At 46.0% G+C, this 21,730-nt stretch carries 14 protein-coding genes and 2 pseudogenes; 3 read left to right on the top strand and 13 right to left on the bottom strand.

Going from position 1 to position 21,730, the window contains the following annotated elements:
• Positions 1–73 precede the first annotated feature (73 nt).
• The 9 genes from Q4E93_RS20925 to Q4E93_RS20885 all read right to left on the bottom strand — a co-directional run bounded on the left by Q4E93_RS20925 (position 74) and on the right by Q4E93_RS20885 (position 12,887).
• On the bottom strand, positions 74–1,909 hold the full coding sequence (locus Q4E93_RS20925) for an ATP-dependent nuclease (RefSeq protein ID WP_303588567.1): 1,836 nt from the start codon (positions 1,907–1,909) through the stop codon (positions 74–76).
• A 273-nt stretch (positions 1,910–2,182) separates the two neighbouring features.
• On the bottom strand, positions 2,183–4,807 hold the full coding sequence (locus Q4E93_RS20920) for a glycoside hydrolase family 78 protein (protein WP_303588565.1): 2,625 nt from the start codon (positions 4,805–4,807) through the stop codon (positions 2,183–2,185).
• Positions 4,808–4,857: 50 nt separating this feature from the next.
• On the bottom strand, positions 4,858–6,321 hold the full coding sequence (locus Q4E93_RS20915) for a hypothetical protein (RefSeq protein WP_303588563.1): 1,464 nt from the start codon (positions 6,319–6,321) through the stop codon (positions 4,858–4,860).
• An 87-nt stretch (positions 6,322–6,408) separates the two neighbouring features.
• A complete protein-coding gene (locus Q4E93_RS20910; protein WP_303588561.1) occupies positions 6,409–7,536 on the bottom strand; it encodes a DUF3883 domain-containing protein in 1,128 nt (375 codons plus the stop codon).
• Positions 7,496–8,989, bottom strand: coding sequence for a DNA cytosine methyltransferase (locus Q4E93_RS20905; RefSeq protein ID WP_303588559.1), 1,494 nt, complete (start codon positions 8,987–8,989; stop codon positions 7,496–7,498). Before Q4E93_RS20905 ends, Q4E93_RS20910 begins: the two co-directional genes overlap by 41 nt.
• Before the next feature lie 4 nt (positions 8,990–8,993).
• Positions 8,994–9,422, bottom strand: a complete 429-nt coding sequence (locus Q4E93_RS20900) for a very short patch repair endonuclease (RefSeq protein ID WP_303588557.1) — start codon at positions 9,420–9,422, stop codon at positions 8,994–8,996.
• Positions 9,423–9,564: 142 nt separating this feature from the next.
• Positions 9,565–9,852, bottom strand: coding sequence for a hypothetical protein (locus Q4E93_RS20895; RefSeq protein ID WP_303588555.1), 288 nt, complete (start codon positions 9,850–9,852; stop codon positions 9,565–9,567).
• A gap of 67 nt (positions 9,853–9,919) precedes the next feature.
• The gene (locus tag Q4E93_RS20890; protein ID WP_303588553.1) at positions 9,920–10,759 is read right to left on the bottom strand and encodes a glycosyltransferase family 2 protein; all 840 of its coding nucleotides are present in this window, start codon (positions 10,757–10,759) and stop codon (positions 9,920–9,922) included.
• 19 nt (positions 10,760–10,778) lie between these two features.
• The gene (locus Q4E93_RS20885; protein ID WP_303588551.1) at positions 10,779–12,887 is read right to left on the bottom strand and encodes a hypothetical protein; all 2,109 of its coding nucleotides are present in this window, start codon (positions 12,885–12,887) and stop codon (positions 10,779–10,781) included.
• Between the two features lie 279 nt (positions 12,888–13,166).
• On the opposite strand from Q4E93_RS20885, the gene trmD reads away from it, so the two are divergent.
• From trmD to Q4E93_RS20870, 3 genes are all read left to right on the top strand, one after another.
• Positions 13,167–13,844: a tRNA (guanosine(37)-N1)-methyltransferase TrmD gene (gene trmD / locus Q4E93_RS20880; RefSeq protein ID WP_303588549.1), complete on the top strand. Its 678-nt coding sequence runs from the start codon at positions 13,167–13,169 to the stop codon at positions 13,842–13,844.
• Positions 13,845–13,852: 8 nt separating this feature from the next.
• On the top strand, positions 13,853–14,653 hold the full coding sequence (locus Q4E93_RS20875; protein ID WP_303588547.1) for an MOSC domain-containing protein: 801 nt from the start codon (positions 13,853–13,855) through the stop codon (positions 14,651–14,653).
• Between the two features lie 368 nt (positions 14,654–15,021).
• Positions 15,022–15,987 carry a glycosyltransferase family protein gene (locus Q4E93_RS20870; RefSeq protein WP_303588545.1) on the top strand — a complete coding sequence of 322 codons (966 nt, stop codon included), beginning with the start codon at positions 15,022–15,024 and terminating at the stop codon, positions 15,985–15,987.
• 120 nt (positions 15,988–16,107) lie between these two features.
• On the opposite strand, the pseudogene Q4E93_RS34570 reads toward Q4E93_RS20870, so the two are convergent.
• From Q4E93_RS34570 to Q4E93_RS20860, 4 genes and pseudogenes are all read right to left on the bottom strand, one after another.
• Positions 16,108–16,383, bottom strand: a pseudogene (locus Q4E93_RS34570) (IS256 family transposase); the annotation flags it as partial.
• Between the two features lie 114 nt (positions 16,384–16,497).
• Positions 16,498–17,709: an IS256 family transposase gene (locus Q4E93_RS20865; protein WP_303588544.1), complete on the bottom strand. Its 1,212-nt coding sequence runs from the start codon at positions 17,707–17,709 to the stop codon at positions 16,498–16,500.
• Between the two features lie 101 nt (positions 17,710–17,810).
• Positions 17,811–18,443, bottom strand: a pseudogene (locus Q4E93_RS34565) (IS256 family transposase); the annotation flags it as partial.
• A 189-nt stretch (positions 18,444–18,632) separates the two neighbouring features.
• Positions 18,633–21,545 carry an alpha/beta hydrolase family protein gene (locus Q4E93_RS20860; RefSeq protein WP_303588543.1) on the bottom strand — a complete coding sequence of 971 codons (2,913 nt, stop codon included), beginning with the start codon at positions 21,543–21,545 and terminating at the stop codon, positions 18,633–18,635.
• Positions 21,546–21,730 lie beyond the last annotated feature (185 nt).

The following is a 21,730-nucleotide window of genomic DNA, read 5'->3' as shown; positions in this document are numbered from 1 at the left end:
CATTTTCATCAATCAATAGGAATTGCCGAACTTGAACTAGCCACGCCCAAACAGCCTTTTCGGTCTTCTTTAGCTATTGCGATACTAATGCTTTTATCTCTTTTGTCAAATGTTGGAAAATCACATTAAAATTAGCAATGGTGTTTCCCGAAAATTGGAAATATATTTTATTTGTTAAATTTTCCTGAATAGCGCGATTAAAATGTGTTTTATTGAATTCTACCGATACAGGGTAACAAGTCTGTTGAAAGGAGATAAGATCTGACTTTTCAAAAAGATCCTCCATTTCGAAATCCTTCCAAGAGGGATTAATATCTTCCAGCGTAAAGATTACCTTTTCAACTAAAATCCCGAAGTTTTTTACATATCGCTCTTTTTGTTTTTTTCCTTCTTTATCTGAGTCTAAGAGTATCATAAATTTGGTTGTCCATCCAATATAGAGACTTATTAAAGTGTCTAAATTTCCAGATCCAGTACTGGGGGTAAAATTAAATGTGAACGCTGCTTTAAATATGATATTTTGAAAGTAAGACAAAATATAGAAATCGTTTTTCCCTTCCAGGAAAATACAATTGGGCAAATTCTCTAAATTACTAGGTCTATAATCCAGTACATCGAGTATAGGTTGAAAATAGGCGGTATTATGTGGGTGTTTGGTAACAAAATCTCTATAGGATTCAATTCTAATGTTAGTTTCTCTAATATTATAAATATCAGGGTCTTCTAATTTCAAGCCTTCGTTTTTCACTACATATGTGCTTTCAAGCCATTTTGGGTTTATCAAATGATGGCTATGGGTAGTATATATTATTTTGCAATCACCAATTATTTTCTCAAAGCTCTCTAAAAGTTGCTTTTGAGCAGATGAGTGAAGGTTGGATGCAGGTTCATCAAACAAAAAAATTACATTTTTCGGAGCATTTTGCCTAAAGGGCCTGAATTGGGTAAAAAGCAAAAACATGAAGAACCATCTAAATCCCAAAGAACGTTCATTTATTTGATAAATGCCATCAGAGGCCTCAATCTGAAATTCTAAATATGCGAATCCGTTTTCGTCCCTATCGTAATTTATAATAATTTTTGTATCAGTAATTTTTCGTCTAAATATGGTATTCCATGCATTAAATACCTCTTCGCTAACTTTTTTCTCCATAAGCTGGATTAGCCGGTCTAAGCTTCTTTTATCACTTACTTCACTACTTTTGATCCTGCCAACCAGGTGCGTTTTTACATCAGTGCCATTATTCAAAGAAAACAGAATATCCTGAATCAATTCGATGTAGAACGTTTCTTTCAATGTTGGTTCCTTTTCAGTTTCCAGTAAAATTTTAGAGGGAAATTCAAAAAAGAAACTTGGAAAATATAAGATACTTGGAATTAGGGTTGAGCAGAATCGGGCTAGTTTTAAATTTTCTTCTAAATATGGGCTTCCAAAAATTGGTATATATGAATCTATTGGAACTGATTTCAAAACTCCATAGAAGCCATCCCAGGTAGAGTTGTATTCTTTATATTGCGAATTCACGAATACATATTGGCGAGTATAGTTTAGAGCCGATATCGGCCTGACCTTCCTAAAACTTGTATTCGTCTTTACAAATTCGTTAATCTTTACTAAGTCCGATTGATCAATTAGTATTTTTACCTTGATTGTTATTTTACCATTAAAATTATCTCTTTTAGAAATTGGGATGAGATTATTTAAGTCTTTAATAATGGAACCTGGAATATCGAGAAAACTCAAATTGTCATTTGAATTAAAAATATTGATAGCTTCCAATATTGTTGTTTTTCCACTTTCATTTAGCCCTACAAGCGTATATATATTTGCTTCAGGAGATTTATCCAAATCAAAAGTTAATTTTTCAATACCCTTAAAGTTTAAAATTTCAAATTGTCCGAATTTCATTCTTTCTTAATTAGAGATTGATTAATGTTGCATGGATGACTATATGGATGGACACAGGTTCGATCCCACAAGCCACCAAGGCGGTAAAGTATCAAATAAAAACGGAACAGGATACCGTTGAATCACCCATTTCATTGTGAACAATCCTAGCTAATAGAAACGTAACGCTTCTTTAAATCTAAAAATTAAAGCACAGCCAAAATCAACCGTAGCTTTTCTACTACTTCCCCGGCGCATCCGGCCTATAACACCTCTGCTCCATTCGCCTCTTCCTTAATATTTCCCTGTAAAGTGATATCTCCCCGCCTTCACCTCATGTACCCTCCCTCCAGGCAAATAAACCGTAGCCGTAGCATTAGGCGGAACTGCAAGATCAAAGATCACCGCCCCCCCCACTCGTTTCCAGGCTGTACTCACCTTACCATGCACTGTCTCTACCGACGCATTCGCAAATGATAATCCATGCACAAAACTGGGCCTGATGATGATATGCTCAAATCCAGGCCTGTCCGGATCCACCTGTATCCCCGCCAGCGCCTTGAAAAACCATGCCACAATTTCCCCCAGAAAAATATGATTGCGGGAAGGCCCGATCCCCCATTCTTCCTGGAAAGTAGTTTCTCCCTGTAACAACCACCATCCCCAGGAAGGCTTTGTCCGCTGGGAAGCAATGGTGAACGCCAGGTCGGCCACTCCATTTGAGGAAAGCGCATTCAGCAGATGTTTGCTGCCGATCATGCCTACGTCCAGGTGGTTATCATTCTGCGCTATGGCCCTGACCAAGTTGTCCAATACCCGCTGCTTCTCCGCCACAGGCACAATGTCCTGGCAAAGCATGGTGCTGAGGGCGGTCTCGGTACCATTGGCATAGAGCCCCGTGGCCTTATCGAATAAATGCGTATTGATGGAACTGCGTATTTTTTCCGCCAGCTGCCTGTACGCAGCCGCGTCATCCTTTCTTCCCGTGATGCGGGCAAATTTTGATAGCAGCAGGGTTACCTGGTAATAATACGAGGTAGAGGTCAGTTCGATAGGGGTACGGGATTTGTATGGGCTCCAGTCACCCAGTCCAAAGTGTTGTATGTTATTGCTGTCGGCCCGGAAACGCAGGTAATCGACATATTTCTTATACTGGTCATAATAGCTGCGTATCAAAAAATCATCCCCATAATATTCATAAATATACCAGGGGATCAATAACAGGGCGGCATCCCAGACAGGGCCGACGCCGTTGTGAAAATTATATCCCCATCCGGATGTAGGGATTATGGGCGCGATCTCTCCGTTTCGTTGCTGCTCATCGATGAAGTCCGCTATCCATTTCTCATAGAATAATATAGCATCAAAATTATACAGACCCACCTCCGCGGCAATATGACCGTCACCTGTCCAGCCATTCTTCTCCCGCTGGGGACAATCGGTGGGGATGCCCTGCATATTGGAAAGATAGGACCAGATCCCCGCAGAATAAATCCTGTTGATCAGGGTATCGCTGCAGGAAAAAGATCCGACCGGGCTGACGTCTGTATGAATAAAGAGTCCGGTGAGCCCGTCCGGGGTTATCCGGACCGGCCCGTCAGCCCGAACCTCTACGTAACGGTAGCCATGATACGTGAAATGCTGGGTGAACTCCTCCGTGCCTTCCCCCGCCAGCACGTACTTATCCGTCTGTGCGGACTCCTCCGGATCTGCAAAACGATAGTGCACGCTGATATTCTCCTGGTTCAGCCGCCCTTCCGGGCTGAGCTCCTCCCCATGTTTGACCGAGACAATGGTTCCTCTTTCTCCTGATACCCGCAGGCGGCTGAGTCCTGAAAAATTCTGCCCCAGGTCAAAAACGTAAAGGCTGTCGCTCCATTTCTGCATGGAGACGGGCTTTATTTCCTTTTTCACCCGGATGGGTGGCATCAGCTGTGCACGCAGTTCACCCGGTGCAGGTACCACGGATCGCACTTTTTTCCACTGTGCATCGTCAAAGCCAGGCTGGTCCCAGCCTTTTTGGATGGCGCGATGGTCGATGTATTCTCCGCTGTAGATATTATTAAAAATGACGGGCGAGGCGGCAGTCCTCCAGGACGAATCCGTGGCCACGCAGTCAGTAGTCCCATCCTCGTATTCCAGGTATAGATTACACAATAATTTGGGCCTGTCACGCCAGGGCGCTTTATGGAAAAACCAGACAGCCCTGGATTGCTCGTTGAACCAGCCATTGCCCAGCAGGACGCCCAGGGCATTTTGCCCCTCTTGCAAATAAGGTGCAAGGTCGTAGACACAGTAATAAGACTTCTTGTCGTACCGGGTATAGGCCGGATCCAGCACATGGTCCCCTACCTTTTTCCCGTTGATGCTCATTTCATAATATCCGGGCCCGCAGATGTAAGCACGGGCCGAACGTAGCCGGCCCTGCACAGTGAATGTCTTTCTGAAATAAGGGGCCGGCCTGTAGGCAGTGTCCTGGCCGTCGCTGATCCACTCGCCTTTCCATTCAGGATAGGTGAATATGCCTGTTTCAAAGGAGGTAATGGCAGAAGGATGTGAAGGCTTGTTGTCTTTATCCCATACGGTCACCTGCCAGTAGTACCGGGTACGGCTGCGAAGGGGTTTGCCCTGATAGACGATGCCATTCGTCCTGGAAGAACGCCTGATTCCGGAATGCCAGGCGTCGGCATGCCCTTTTAATAAAGACAAAGAGTCCGTGGAAACATGGATCTCAAAAGCTATCTGTGCAGTACCCTGCCTGCCATCTTCCAGCCGCCAGGAGAAACGCGGATCCTGCCGGTCGATGCCCAGGGGGTGCAGGGAATATTCACATTTCAGCTGAACGGGGATGCAGGGTGATTGCGCATGGATGGCCGGCTGGTAAAGGGCGAAAAAGAGAACAGGGAACAAGTGCTTCATAGCAAAGGAAATGGTACAAACACCTGAGTGGATAAAAAGAAGGGGCCGATTTACTTTGCCAATACAGGCCTGTCTAAATGTTTGTAGGCGTATTCAAGGAAATACAGGCCAAAGGCCGACTCGATGACGACCATAAAAATCTCATACCGTAATACGATTCCGGACGAAGACAGGCTGAAAATAAGATCCACCAGCCATAGCGCTGCCATCATCAACAGGCATACTGAAAAAGGCTTTTTCACATTTCTGAAGCCGCCGCTGAAGGCAAACCCTGCCATTCCCAGGACAAACAGTAAGTGCACAATGGAGAAAAGCGCCGGAAAAGGCCCGAGCACGCGGAGCCAAAGGTTAATACGGAACTGGCTGACTGACAATGTATTTAACCCAAGCCATTCGCCTACCACTCCCCCGCCAAACCTTTCATCCAGGTGAAAGGAGCCCTTTTCTTCAAAAATTTCCGGGACGGGCTTCAGGTACCTGAAAAGATTGGGCGCCATGAAATGCTGCGCATACGCCAAGGGGTACTGACGCATGAACCAGGTGCCATATTCCTGGTACACGGATCCCACAGCCATCCATCCTTGTGTATTGATGTGATCTTCCTCTCTTCCGTATACTTTGCGCATATAAAGGACCAGGGGCGAACAGGGAACAAAGGTATAATAGCCACCATATGCGAAATCCATCTTATTTAATCCCGCAGGATCATCCCCGCAGGGTTTTAAAAAATATTGCCGGATGACGCTGTCCAGGGGCCAGAGCCTTGCAGGCACCAGCTGCTTTTCCACAGGGGTGATATAAGGATACACATATATAGCATTATTGGCCAGTTTCCATCCCCCCATGGGCGAAAACTGTTTTTCGCCGGTGATGGCCGCCACCTGGCCTGCCGTGTAGACCACGAAGGCGGCCGTCAATAGCAATGGCAATCCTATTCCGGCCAGTTTCAGCCATAAGCGTTGCCTGCTGAGGAGAAAAGCCAGCGCTCCTATCAAAGGATAATATAGTGCATTATACCGCACCGTAAAGGCTAACGCAAGCAGGATCGCATGGGTTACGATCATATAGGGCCGGGGCCGGCAGATGATCCAGCACAGCTGGCTTGCCCATAGAATGCTCAGACTGATAAATAATGCATCGGATTGTAAAAAATTGCAGGTAATCAGCAGCAGCGGATTCACAAAAAGAAGGGCAAACAGGACAGCTGTAATTATCTTACCAGGCCTGAAGAAATAGCGCCAGGTGAAAAAGAAAAACAGGCACGACAATTCCAGCAACAGGTACTGCACGCAGACAAACAACAGGGGGGAATGGGAAAAGAAACCCAGCAGCCGGAGAAACCTGGAATATCCGATTGGCCAGGCATTGACGGGCCAGTTGAATACTGCCGCCTGCACATAAAAATAGGAGTCGTAAACCAGGTTCGGGAAAGGATATAAAACCTTGAATACCACCAGCATCGTTACGCTTATACCAAGGGCCAGCGCCGCATATTTCCGGTTGTAGGCCTTCATGAAGGGGAGCTTTATGCAAAGCTCCCTACCTGGGATAATCCATCCGGTATAAAACATGATCTCCACGGGAGAAATAACATCAGCCGGCTAGTCTTCGGGAAGGTCGATCTCGATAGATTGTTCCCCCCCAAAGGGGAGTGTTTCCGGCGCAACGGAAATAACGGTGGATTGTATGCCCTCGGGCAGCCGGCTAAGAATGTCAAGGATTCCTTCCGCAAAGGGCTGCATATTCCTGGCAATCCGCAGTTTTGCCCTGGTTTCTTCCAATGCATATACCCTGTAAAGATCATAGCTCCTGCATTGAGCCATCTGTTTTAATTCATTGATTGAAATAAAAAGGGGCGTTTCAAATTCCCCCTGCGTTGATTTTACGTCTACGAGCGCTGTCACACCGTCCTTCTCCAGCTTAAAATCATACGGATAGACAGGATGGATATTGGACGTCCATTCAAAAGAAGTTATCACGCCGGTAGCCTGTAACATCTTCAAAAAGTCATTGATCAGTTCCTCTCCCCGCTGCCCGTTGTCTTCAGCGTTCCTTTTGGCTTTTTCGAAGTCTTCCTTTGTGATGGTCCGCAGGGAGGGGTTCCGGGCTATTTTTTGCGGATCGACATCGCCTGTGATAACAGCCTCTTCCAGATCGACATCCACGGACAACCGGCGTATCGGATGATCCGGCAACGGATTGGCCTGAGCTATTATTTCATCCATTTCCTGGCTGGTGATGGTTACCATGGCGGCCCTGCTGCCGGATGGAGGTAATCTGGCATTCAGCCTGTCGAATATCGCTTTATCGTCCGCCAGTGAATCCGAAATAAATATTGCCCTTGCCGAAACAGGTACATCGTTGCCGTTGAATTCGAAAACGACAATATCTTCCGGTTTCAATAGATTAAATCTATCCGGGTTATCTTCCGGATTATCGATAAACTCACCGTTTAAGCGCCAGTTCTTGTATGTTTCATTCTTGATGATTTTCCGCTGCAGGTTAAGCAATATATTGGTGCCTGGCCCGTAAATAAAAAGGTCCAGCGGTATCCTTCCCTGTCTGCCGATCGCCGAATAGGGCAGGCCAGGATAAAGTTTGTCTATAAAAATGTTGGCATTTAAATTAATTGCTTTCTGATTGCCGGCCTCATGCAATGTTTTATGATGCCATTTGAAAATGGTCAGATCAGATGACGTCAATCGCTTGATGGCTAACTTCCTCGACATGTACTGTTTCATTTAATGTTACGAGCATCTGGTCGGCAAGGGCTTTTGCCATCAGGGGCGGAACGGAATTTCCGATCTGCTTAAAAGCAGGATTCATGGTGCCGCTGAAAACAAACCCATCGGGAAATGACTGGAAACGGGCGGCTTCCCTCACAGAGATGGTCCTGGCCTGGTCGCTGTCATAGTGAATATGAGAATAGGAATCTTTTCCCAGATGCGCCAGTAAGGTCCTGGAAGGCATGTCCTTTTCCATTTTTCTCCATTTATTCGGGAATTTTCCCGGATCATAAGGAGGCACAAACTCTGCCTTCAGCGCTTTATATTCCTCCGAATCTTCCTTGTACGTGATTCCTTTTTTTGCCAGCTTCTGAATCTCTTTCTGAAAAAGAGCTGTGGCCACCTTGAAAGCTTCCGGATACTGATCGCCCGCCTTCATTTTAGCGAAGATCTTATAATCCCTGGGCAGACTCCGGATGACATGATCTTTTATCCCCCCGGTGTTTTCAAACCCTACCCAGTTTCTCATCAGTCTTGCATAGGCATTGAGCTTCTGATTTTTGGGGTAGGGCATCAGTTCATCAAACCTCCTGGCCCCTCTTTTGATCCCCCCATTTAAATGCTCCTTTATGACGGGCAGGTCGGCCGTTGCCTGGTATGCCGTAATGGCTTTGGGTAATGACTTAGCGGCTTTGGGGGGCGCCTCGTAATAATTATCCGGATGCTCCGTGAACAGGTCGAAATTCAATGTTTTCAGGGCGACTTTTCTTGAATTATGGTAGCCGATCGGCAGGTCGACCCAATGCGTAGGAGTGGGGAATCTGAGTTCGACGTCGAGATCTCTGTGATACGCCAGTAAAAACATTCTTTCGCGCATCTGGGGAACACCATAGTACACTGAATTCAACAACGTGTATTTACAATCATACCCGAGTTCTTCCAGCACTTCACAGATCTCTTCTGAAATATTATGCCCGCCGTAGTTCAGTACGTCCGGAACATTTTCAATCAGGATGGCCAGAGGCTTCAGCTTTCTCACATATTCCAGGTATCGCAGGTATAAATTACCCCGGGGATCGTTCAGGTAAGCTTCCGGATGCTCGGCTACTTCCCTGAGCTTGGCCCTGCCAACCCTGGCAAATGCCTGGCAGGGAGGCCCTCCGACAATGACGTCCACGTGATCTGCAATATCTCCTTCATATCCCAGGTCCGCCATAAAATCGGCAGGCTCCAGTTGTGTAATATCGCCCGGCTTACTGTGTGTGTCAATGACCTCTTCCGGAGCGCCTCTGTAAAAATTAATGGCATGTGTCCTGGCTGCATCGGGGTCAATTTCGATGGACCCGATGATCTCATATCCCGCCGCCAGAAAACCAAGGGAAATACCTCCGCAGCCGGCAAACAGATCCAACACCCGGGGTTTGCCGCCATTTTTAATTCTATCGATCTTGCTCATAACGTTATGCTTCCCTTCTTTTTTGTAGATTGCCAAACAATTTAGCCAATGTTTTCTGAATTTTATCGGGCTTTAATTCACATTCCCAGATCGTCACGATTTTCCACCCAAGTTTTTTGAGTCTTTCCGTTGCATTTTTATCATTGGCAATGTTCCTGTTGATCTTATCCGTCCACCATTCCGTGCGTGTCTTGGGAATAACAAAATACCTGCACTCCTGATGGCCATGCCAGAAACAGCCGTGGACAAAAATAGCGGTCCTGTATGCCGGCATCACGATATCCGGACGGCCCGGCAAACCGGCGACATGCAGACGATACCTGAACCCGTAAGCATGCAGTATCCTTCTCAGCACCAGTTCCGGCCTGGTGTTTTTGCCTTTGATCCGGCTCATATTGTAACTACGCGTTACTGCATCATGTACATCTGCCATGGAATTAAAGTACAATAATATCGAAGAATTGGATAAATGCGCACATTAAGGAAAGCAGGCATGTGCATAACTTGTTATGAGGCTGGCTATCAATAGTTAAGGCTGCGCATGAGGATGCAGCCTTATTATGGAAAAAGTAATATTATCCATTCTTGTTGAGACCTTCCAGTTCAATGGCAAGGCCTATTTTTACATCTTTTTCAATGATATTAATTCTCCGGATAATAGACTTGAGCCCGGCAATAAAATGATCCAGGTCCTGTTCGTTGGTGAGACCGGAAACGTTTATCTGTAATCTTGCAGAGTAGACATCATCATCCTTAAAATCTATTTCGGTACGCAGGTTTTCACCGCCGATGAGCTCGGTTATCTCCAGAAAATAGTCTTCTATCAGCTCCTTCCGGAGGTTTTCTTCGGGATTGTCGTTCATAGTTGTAGAGTTGGTAAACCTTAAAACAACAAAACACCCCGGCGGTACTAGCCCGGTACACATAATCTTATTTTCCCACTTCTTCCGGCTGTGACTGCAGCCTGGGTGCAGGGGAGGCCAGGGAATATTTCAGGATGCAAAATACGGATCGCAAGGCATCACGGAACCGGATCTTCTTTCCTTCGGCAAAAGTCCTCCCATAATAGGAAATGCCCACTTCATAGACCCGGAGACCGGGAAGGGAGGAGATCTTTACATTCAGTTCGGCATCAAAAGCAAAACGCTGTTCCTTCAGGGACATCTGATGGGTAATGCTGGTGGGGATCACCTTATAGCAGGTGTGCGCATCCGTCAGGTGCATATTGGTAAACAGATTGCTGAAGAAAGTCAGCATTTTATTGCCCAGGGTATGCCAGAAGAACAGCACGCGGTGGGGATTGCCGCCCATGAAGCGGGAGCCGTATACGATATCCGCGTCCCCGGATAGTATGGGGGCCAGCATAATATTGTACTCCCGGGGGTCGTATTCAAGGTCCGCGTCCTGGATGATGATATAGTCGCCCGTGGCGGCTGCCATCCCTGTGTGGACGGCAGCACCCTTACCCTGGTTTACTTCCTTGCAGATGTACCGGATAGGCGCCTGGGGATTGTCCTCCAGGTATTCCCGGATCATCAGGTCCGTATCGTCTTTGGAACAGTCATTGACGACGATGATCTCTTTTTCGATGTGGTGCATCAGCTCCACATCGGTGACCTTATCCAGGATGACGGCAATGGTGGCGGCCTCGTTGTAGCAGGGTATGATGACGGAGAGTTTTTTTATCTGCTGGTTGACATCCGGCCTTCTGACGTGCCGGGGTGTTTTGCGGGCAGGGGCCAATCCTGCGGTATCATGACTACTTTCCATAATAGGATGGTTTAGATTGTTAGAACCAATAGAATACTTTGTTGTACCTGAACTCTACTATATGATGCCCCTTGTCCAGGACAACAGACCTGAACAAAGGCGGGTAATTTTTGATCTTTGCGGGCCGGATGGGTATCTCTTTCCGATTGTCGAAGCATTTCCAGCCGGGATAGCTGTTTTCAGAAATGATCAGGGTATCTCTCGCGGGACAATCGATTTCTATCCGCTGGTAAAGGTCCGAGTACGCCGTCTGCCGGATCGTCCCTTTATTGGCCGCCTCGATGGCCGGACCGGGCATCCCCAACTGATGTTGCCAATACATGCGAGGATAATAGTTCTTCTTTTCATAGAGCTTCATTCCTTCTATGGAATCTTTCAATACGAAGCCGGCGCCCTGCGTCTTGTCCGAGATGATGTACCTGATATTCAGGAGATCTCCTGTCTCGGAATCCGGGCGCGGGTCCGTATTGATGAAGTCGAGGTATTCCTTGTTGTAGGTAGCGCTGTAACCCCAGGTGGTCTGGATATTGTACATATTGCCCAGGTTACGCCTTTCGAAGGCGTAGTTGCTCATATCAAAAGCCACGCGGTACTGGCCGTAGGTGTGTTCCAGGCTGTCGATGATCCTGTTCCGGCCATAATAGCGGTCGGCATAAAACTCATTGTCTATGGGAGAATAGCTGGGTTTGTTGACATACAGGTCGATACTGATGACGGCAATTGCCAGCACGGTGATTTCGGTGATCTTTTTCATTTTCATCCCTGCGATGAGAAAAAGGAAACAGCAGAGGAAAGGGATGGATACAGCGATGGGAATAACATTGGACTGGACGATGATCCAGTACAGCGCATTAATGCCCAGGAATGCCAATACATATAACTTTACCTTCGTATGATGTTGAAACAACCATTCTTTGATCTGTGAAATATAGGCAATGCCCAGGCCGGCCAGCAGGGAAGCACTGAAACTAATGAGGATCATGTATCTTCCCAGTTGTCTGACAACACTGACAAAGGGCAGCTGATGAAGGATAAAGGGGATGAAGGTCAGGTAGCCCAGTACGCAGACAGTACCGACAGCCAGGATGATGAGCAACAATCTCGTTATGGCTGCATGTGCCGGGGAAAGTGTCAGCCGCCTGTGACGCACGAGGTAGAGAATAAAAAGGAGCAGGGGCAGTATCCCCATGTAAATGATATTATCATCTTCGGGCTTTGTAAAATCCTGTCCCAGCAGGTTGGGCAGGTTGTAAAGGTTGATGATATGCCGGTGAGTATAGATGTCGAGGGGCACTTTCCCACCCGGCGCTGCAAGGATGCCGCCCGGGCCTACCGACCTGTACACATCACTCAGATACTGGGAGGAGTAATACAGTTGCGGGAGAGTGACGATAAAGGCAAGTACCAGGAGGAGGGAGAAGTTGATGCCGGAAGCCACCAGAAATGCTTTCCAGGTCCTGCGATCCTTAAACTCAAAAAAGAGGATGATGATCCCATTGATGATCATGGTGTGAAAAAACGGCTGCATATGACCAGCCAGGATTTCCAGGCCGGCGACCAGTCCGGAAAAGAGGAGGAATTTTTTATGCCTCCTGTCCATATAGTACCGGGCGGTGAAATAAACGCTCCAGGGAAGGAGGGTGAGCCCGAAAAAAATGCCTGTCTGCCCCCCTGCCCTGGCGGCGACGGCGCCGGTGAAGGTAAAGATCAGTGCCGTGGCGATGGCCGGGAAAGACGGCAGGAGAAATGTTCTGGCTGCTTTGTACATCCCAATGAGACAGATGAGGAAGTGCAGGGCTGTAAGCAGGTCGATATAATAAACGCTGATGCCGCTCGCGGAGCCGAAAAGGAAGCACCAGAGAATATTCAGGGGGTAAAAGATCCCTGGCTGGATCTCTCCCACGAAGCTTTTTCCGCCAGAGGTATTGGCATCCCAGGTGGGGAGATAGCCCTTGTGCAAGGAACTGGCGAGCTTGTTGAAATAAGGATAGGTCTGGTGCAGATTGTCCTGTTTTACGCAAAAAGAGTACTCCCTGGTGAAGATCACCGGGTACAGCAGGACGGCTGTGGCGTATAGCAGGAACAGGTAGATGCACAGGGAGGTCAGCATCTTGCCAGTAGATGTCACAGTCCTCGGGGATAATTCAGCATTTATGAGCATATTCTTTAAAAAGCATGCTCATAAATTTCGGACTGAATAATAATCCACGGAATGGAAAAAGTTATTCTGTCAGTATTAAAAAGGAATAGCAGGACACAGTTCTATGGGGGACACCGGCGTTCTGAAGTAGCGCTGAAGGTTTAAGATGCGCCTTAAAAATATCTTAGTTGGACACGTTCTATAGCAAATTTAGAAAATATTTCGATAACAAAGTCTTTCCGCATTAAACTTTTTTAATTTTATCGCATGAAGATTGATATTCTCACCGTCCTCCCGGAGCTCCTGGAGAGCCCATTTCAGCATTCCATCCTTAAAAGGGCGAAGGAGAAGGGGTTACTGGAGATCCGGGTCCATCATCTCCGGCAATGGGCGGTGAATGAGTACGGGCAGGTGGACGACTACCAGTACGGTGGCGGGGCCGGAATGGTCATGATGCCCGAGCCGCTGGCCAATGCCATCGAAGCTCTGTCGAAAGAAGCTCACTATGATGAAGTGATCTATATGACCCCGGATGGGTCCCTGCTGGATCAGCGCATGTCCAACCAGCTGTCCCTGAAAGAGAATATCCTGATCATTTGCGGGCATTATAAGGGCATCGATCAGCGGATCCGGGACCAGTTTGTCACGTTAGAAGTTTCCATAGGCTCCTATGTCCTCAGTGGGGGCGAGCTGGCAGCCGCCGTATTAGTGGACACCATCGGAAGGTTACTACCAGGGGTGTTGAACGATGAAACCTCCGCCCTTTTCGACTCCTTCCAAGACGACCTGCTGGCGCCGCCGGTCTACACCCGTCCGGCCGATTTCAGGGGCGCCAAGGTGCCCGAGATCCTCCTGAGCGGCGATCCTAAGAAGATCGAGGACTGGCGGCATGAGCAGTCCTTACAACGGACGCAGGAAAGGAGACCGGACCTCCTGGAACCTTAATTTTAATTATGCTGACTGTCAGTGCATTATATGTTTATCCCGTCAAATCTCTTGGGGGGATTTCCCTCGAATCAGCCATGGTCACCGACCGGGGGTTAGAACATGACCGGCGCTGGATGCTGGTGGATGAACAGAACCGGTTTTTGACGCAGCGGGAGTTGCCGCAGATGGCGTTGCTTCGGGTGCAGTTACAGGGTGATGGTTTATTGGTGCAGCACAAGCATACAGGGGAGTCTTTTTTAGTCCCTTTTGTGCCCGCTGGCGAAGCTTGTACAGTGACGGTCTGGGAAGATGTCTGTGAAGCCCAATATGTGGGCGAAAATGCAGATGTATGGTTTTCCCGCATGTTGTCCCTATCCTGCCGGCTGGTGTATATGCCGGAAAATTCCCAGCGTAAGGTAGATCCTGATTACGCCCATGGCGAAGAGATCACCAGCTTTTCCGATGGCTTTCCTCTTCTCCTCATTGGCCAGGCATCATTGGATAACTTAAACAGCCGCCTGTCCCACACTCTCTCTATGGAACGCTTCCGCCCAAACATTGTTTTCATAGGAGGCACTCCTTTTCAGGAAGATGAAATGAGGGTATTTAATATTGCAGGGATCACATTTTATGGCGTAAAACCTTGTGCCCGATGTGTCATCACGACCATCGATATGGCTACAGGTGAAAAAGGTAAGGAGCCGCTGAAGACCCTCAGCAAGTATCGACAACGAGGTAACAAGATCTATTTCGGTCAAAACCTCCTTATAGTGCCTGCAGTAAAAGCCAGTAGTATCTCCGTGGGAGATACGATCATCCTCTTATAAAGGCAGCTACCAACAATTGTAAGAACAGGTAATATGCCAGGATAAGCAGCAGATTGATGAGTATGGTTTTCTTCATAGCGACGGATTTTTGCGCAGGTAACAGGATATTTTTTTAAGCCTCTATAGCCATACTAAAATAATACCAAATAGTCGTTCTCCACATAGGATTTCTACCCGTCAAGCCATGAAAAAACGCTCGTGAAAACAGCAGGGCAAATTTGATAATACATTTTACGTTGATCCCGTCAATTCACCGATAACTTTTAGCCATTTACCTGCTTTAATCTCGCCTTAATTCTTTGCAAGCAACCGTGCATAACTTTTGCATGTATAACATGTAATTAACCAACTGACCTAAAAATTGGACTATGACTTTCAGCGGCTTTACCATGGTGCGCAATGGCACCAGATACTATTACCCCATCAAACAGGCAATCGCATCTATTCTCCCCCTTGTCGACGAATTTGTAGTGGCGCTGGGCGCCAGTGATCCGGACGATCGCACCTTCGAAGAGATCCAAAGCATCGGCAGCGACAAGATAAAAATTATTCACACCGTTTGGGACCTGGAAAAATATCCCCGGGGCATGGAACACGCCCATCAGACGGACATCGCCAAGAATGCCTGCAAGGGCGACTGGCTCTTTTATGTGCAGAGTGACGAAGTGGTGCATGAGAATGACTTGCCCAAGATACGCCAACGCTGTGAAGAACTCCTTCACGACAGATCTATCGAAGGCCTGCTCTTCAAATACAGACATTTCTGGGGGGATTATGACCATTATATTACCTCTCACGCCTGGTACGCCAACGAGATCCGTGTTATTCGCAACGACCCGGATGTTCACTCCTGGGAATCGGCCCAATCCTTCCGGCGTATCCCGAACTTCGACGGCATCCATTACAGGCAAAAGGAAGGCACCTATAAACTAAAAGTCGCCCGGGTTGACGCCTATATCAACCACTATGGCTGGGTTCGTCCACCACAATACATGCAGAACAAATGCAAGGCTATGGAGGTCATTCATCGGGGGCAGGACGTAGCCGAAGCTCGGTTTAAACAGGAAAAACCGGAATTTCACTTTGGCGACATCAGCCTGTTAACGAAATTTACGGGAACTCATCCTTCCGTTATGGATGAGCGCATTCAGCTATGCAATTGGACCGATCAGCTGGAACGTCAACAAAACCATCTCCAAGAGGCACGTAAAGAGGGCAAACCCTTAAATAAACATAAGCATGAAAGGATGAAATACCGAATCCTGACCTTTATCGAACAGCACTTTTTGGGAGGGAGGCAGTTGTTTAGTTTTAAGAATTACAGGCTGAAGTAGAGATTGAGGATGTATCACATTAAGTGTTTCAGGCCTCATTAGCCAATGATATTTTGTCTGATAAGACCGGGTGATATTCTAACGCCGCACAAAATATCACGAGGCAATGAGGGAACATTGTTAGAGATTTAGTTTCAGCCTGTTTTTAAAGATAATCATTAATTGAGCCAGTGTTTGGTTCCAATTAAACACAGGCTTATTCCACTTCGCAGTAATGTGCTCCTGGGCCTGGAACAGCGGCTTCAGTAGCGCATCATCGGATTGGAAAGCTCCCTTTGTCTTTGTGATGGACAGAAGCTGCCGGTGGAAGCCTTCGATGATATTGGTGGTGTACCTGATCCTGCGGATATCCTTGTTGTAATGGAAGTAATTCGACAGCCGGGGCCAGTTCTTGCGGGGTGTATTCCATAAAGTGTGTCAGACTCATTGGTAAATGATATTTTGACGATCTAAGGCCTGGTTATATTCTAAAGATGCTGCGCAAAATGTCATTTGGCAATGAGGTGTTGTTTATATGTTCAATTTTAGACGATCCCCAAAGATAATAGACAACTGGGCAAGTGTTTGATTCCAGTTATGAACAGGCTTATTCCACTTGGCAACGATAGTCTCCTGCACGAGGAACAGTAGTTTCATCAAGGCATCTTCGCTTTGGAAGGCGCCTTTAGATTTGGTAACGGTGCGAAGCTGCCGATGAAAGCCCTCGATGATATTGGTAGTGTACATTATCCTGCGAATCTCTTTATTGTATTGAAAATAGCTGCTGAGACGAGGCCAGTTCTTCTTCCAGGACTCTATGACTTTAGGATAACGGGCGCCCCAGTTGGACGATAATTGATCCAGATGGCGCTCGGCAAGCTCTTTGGTCGTCGCCCGATATACTCCCTGAAGGTCTTTCATAAAGGCTTTGACGTCCTTGTGGGAAAGATATTTTTGAGAATTACGTATCTGGTGAACCACACACAGCTTGACCTCAGCCTGGGGAAAGATGCTTTCTATGGCATCGGCAAAGCCCTGAAGGTTATCAATGCAGGCGATGAAGATGTCACTGACTCCCCGGTTTTGCAAGTCTGTCAATACCTGCAGCCAGAATTTAGCGCCCTCATTTTCACCTACATACATACCCAAGAGTTCCTTGTATCCATCCTGGTTCAGACCGATGATGCAGTAGACCGCCCGGCTCACAACACGTCCTTCATGACGAACCTTGTAATGGATCGCATCCAGCCATACAAAGGGGTAGACAGCTTCCAGTGGCTTGTTCCGCCACTCCTGGATCAGTGGCAGGATCTTGTCCGTTACGCGGCTGATGGTGGCGGGGGAAACATCCAGGTCATACATCTCAGATAGATGGTCCCGGATATCGCCGTAGCTGGCGCCACGGGCGTACAAGGCGATAATCTGCCGGTCAAGATCGACGCCCAGCGTCTTATTCCGCTTGGGAATGATCTCCGGCTCAAAGCTGCCGTTCCGGTCTCGCGGCGTGTTGATATCCACACTTCCTACAGGTGTCTTGACCCTCTTTTTGCCCTTGCCATTCTTTCGGTTGGCGTCCTCATTCTCCTCAATGTGCGCCTCCAACTCTCCCTCCAAGGCTCCTTCCAGGAACTCTTTCAGTAAAGGTGTCAGCACACCCTCCTTGCCCAACAGGGTATCGCCGTTCTTGATCCGGCTCGCAGCTTGCTTTTTAAAGGCTTCAAAATCGAATGATTGCTTTTCCATGTTTATCAGTTTAAATTTACGAAAATTTTAAACTGACACACTTATTGGAATACTCTCTTCTTGCGCCATGATTCAATAACCTTGAGATACCTAGTGCCCTAGTTAGCCTCCAGTTGTTCCACGTTTTTCTCCAGCTGCTCACGAGTAGAGGCTTTATGAAGGCCTTGGTGTCTTTATAGGAAAGTTATTTATGTGAGTTTCTGATCTGATGGACAATACAAAGTAGTACTTCGGCTTGCGGATAAACAGATTCAATAGCTTCCGCAAAGCCTTGCAGATTGTCAACGAAAGCGATAAAAATGCTTTCTACGCCCTCGTTTGCAGATCAGTAAGCACTTGCTGCCAGAACTTAGAACCTTCGTTATCGCCAATGTACAGGCCTATAGTTCTTTGCAGCCCTACTGGTTCAGTCCAATTATGCAGTAAACAGCCCGGTTGACGACGCGCCCTTCGTAACGAACCTTGTAATGAATGTCATCCAGCCAAACAACCGGGCAGACCGCTTCTAAGGGTCGATTACGCCAATCCTGGATCAATGGAAGGATTTTGTCTGTCACTCGGCAAATGGTAGCTGTTGATGCCTTCCGACCGTACATGTCCATGAGGTGGGCCTGGATATCGCTGCAGCTGGCGCCACGAGCGTATAAGACAATGATCTCCCGATCAAGAGCCAGTCCCAAGGTCTTATGGCGTTTGGGAACGAGTTCTGGCTCAAAGGTGCCATTCCAGTCTCGGGTGTGCATGTAGCCTTCGCTGATAAGGCTTCACCCGTTCTTTAGACGACTTGCAGCATCCTTCTTGAAAGCTTCAAAGCCAAAGCTTTTCTTTCCATGTTATCAGTATAAATTTACAAAATTTTAAACTGACGCCACGATTGTACCAATCTCAGGATTGATAATCGCTCCAATTCAATACCGGTCTTTTTACGGCTGTTTGCCCGACAAATCAAGCTCCAGACCATTGTCGACCCCTTTCCTTGAATAAGGAATGCCTTCTGTCATCCATTTCGGAGGTCGTGCACCTTTTAAGTAATGGTCGAAAAATTGGCCAAGCCTAATAGTAAAATCAATGGCATCTATACCTCGTACATCGTGTCTTCCATTATTATATTGGAGGAGCCAACATTTTCTACCTAAGCGTCGCAGGGCCAAATACATTTCCATGCCCTGCCGCCAATAAATATCAGCTCTATTATCCATTATTAACAATGGAGTCTTGATGAAATTAGCTCTTAATACTGGCGATGCTTTAAAATATAAATCCGGGCGTTCCCATAAGGTTGCGCCAATCCGATCATGGTAAATCTCCGAATGTTGAGACCTGAATTCTCCCCCCAATTTTCCATTTACATCTATTAAACTTAAATAAGCGCTGATTTCATCGCATACTGTACCGCTGGCTTCGCAAGCTGCGGCAAACAAACCGGTATTGGCTATTATCCAGTTGGTTTCCCCACCTCCAAAACTGTGGCCTTGTATACCTATTCGTTGACCATCCACGTAAGGCAGTTTTGCAAGACATAGCGCCCCTGCCACGACGGAATTGTAAGCGGCTTCACCTGCAACTTTTCCTGAAACAGAACCACGAGTGAAATGAATATCCGGCGTGAAGACCAAATAATCTTGACTAACGATCCATGGAATATTTATCCTGGCAGTAGTATACTCAGGAGAAGGGTACTCAAACATTCGAAAGCTAAATGTTTCGTAAAACTGGATAATTACCGGATATCTTTTATTAGGATTGAAATTGGTCGGCTTATAGAGAATCCCTTGCGTAAATGAGCCATCTAGCTGTTTATACTTAAATAGTTCAGTTGTAAGCCAATTAAATTTTTCCTCGGGATTTATATGGCTAATTTGCCTGAAATGCATGAAATCGTAAGTAACAAAATAATTGGGTGCCTCATGCGCCGATTCGCGTCTAACCACCCACACATTTTTTACAAGTGCCTTTATAGGGCGCATTCCGTTGCTAAATGCATCACTCATATCAGGAACTTGTCCTGTAGTCCTATACCAAACGTTAGGCCCCATCGTCAACAAAACAGGATTACTTTTGATGCCGGACATAAGATAAAATCCGTTGTATTTATTTTCTATATTAAATGCAGTCAACAACAACTTCATTTTGATATTGATGCCCTTCATTGCCGCATCTTCGAATACTAACCTTAATTTAATATTGTGTGATTTACCGTAACCGTTTGTCATATTAATTGCTCGTGTTCTCCCGGACGGATCCAGCAACCAAATATCATAATTATCATAGACTAGTATGCCCTTACCATCTTCAAGCCATCCGCACACACCAAGAACGGATGAATCACTCCAGGAATGGTATTCATTCTCCCATTGCGTGGATCCAAATTTCGATATATTTCGTACATCACATGTTTTTATTTCATAGCTAAAATAGTTTTTCTCTCTTGAATTATAATAAATGATGTAATTTTCATACGGTGAAACAAAAATTCCCCTCTCCCCATATGTTAACTTATCCAATAGGTTATAAGATCCATCCTCTAGGGAGACCACCCAAAAAGGCTTAGGTTGTGCATAAATACTTTTCCATGACCATATTTTCCACCAAGGAATTTCGTCAACTTTATCTCGAAGCGTCACAACCACCATTTTACCTATTGCTTCATTGGGTTGCGTTATCAGTACTTTATTCTGATCCTCTAATTGCAGTACTTTTCCACTGCGAATATTCACGATTGCTTTAAATGTCCACGTCTCGAAAAAATCGGCAACCTGTTCAGACTGTACTTTGGCATCTCGATAGCTCCAAACTTCAACGTCAGCAACATCTTTGCTGGGTGAAGAATGCTCAGTTAATGAATCCAAATTAAACAAAATATACTCACCATTTTTACTAAATGCTATTCCGGATTTCCCTATTTTCAAATTCTTCCCTATTCCCACACTTTCATTCATTACTGCAATTTGAGCCCCGCTCATCCCGGGCTTGAAGTACCAAATGGTATTCACAGTATTCATTTCTACTTGTGCCGATACAATAAAAGCTAACTGTGTTCCTTCTTTATTCATACACTGACCTGTAATAGGGTGAGAACCTTGCCAGATTATGACATCATTTCCTTTTTGCATATCCAGCCAATGAAGGTTAGCAATTCTATGATCTGTATCCTTTCTACAACTTTGCCATACCAGCACGTCTTTTGAACTATCAAATAAGATATCGCCCACCTTTTCTTCTTTACTTTTCCAAATCACGTCTTCTTTGTCCCCATTTAGATCCACTAAATGAAGACGGTGTTCCTTTTTGTTTGATTCCGCTATCTCTTCCCACACCAATTTTCCATTGCCAGGAGACAATGAATATTGCACCACATTATCCCATTCTTTTTCAATATCGCTTGACAAGCCCCTTAATACTAACTTACCCGGTTTGCCAGAATCTGCCATATAATATATAAGCCTATTTCTATCCAAATCTCCCAAAATATTATAGGTATGTACATGGCTGAACCATATAGTCTTTTCTTCACCTAGGAGAAACAGACAAAGGCTGTCATGCCCATTTCTATACAATAGCCATTTCCCATCTGGCGAAAATTGAGCGTCTTTTGCACCTTCAATCTTTTTAGTCCAATTTCCAAAGGTTGATTGTATTTCCAAAGTATAATTCCATTTCGGCACATTTTTAATTTCATACATCATATACTGACCATCGGCAGTGATATAAGGGTTTCTTACTGACGGCCACTTGTCAAGCATGGAGGTGTCAATTGAAGGCTTTTGAGCCGACACGAATCCGGAAACCAGCAATCCTATTAGCCCAAGTAATAATTTCCCAATAATAATTTTCATATGACTAACTACAATTATTTTAATATTTTCATTAAATGAAAATGCGGCTAAATAGCCGGCAGAATATATCTCATTGAGAATACACTCAATAGCAAATTATACCAAAATCCGGAAGTAAATTACTATCTTTCCCTGCATAGAACATTCAGTGTCGAAAACGCTTTTTTCTCGATTCATATTAAATC

Origin of the sequence: Flavitalea plasmicola, from assembly GCF_030546645.1 — a bacterium.
Lineage (GTDB): Bacteria > Bacteroidota > Bacteroidia > Chitinophagales > Chitinophagaceae > Puia.
The sequence above is the reverse complement of the archived record's forward strand: the minus strand, read 5'-3'. Positions and strand labels throughout refer to the sequence as shown.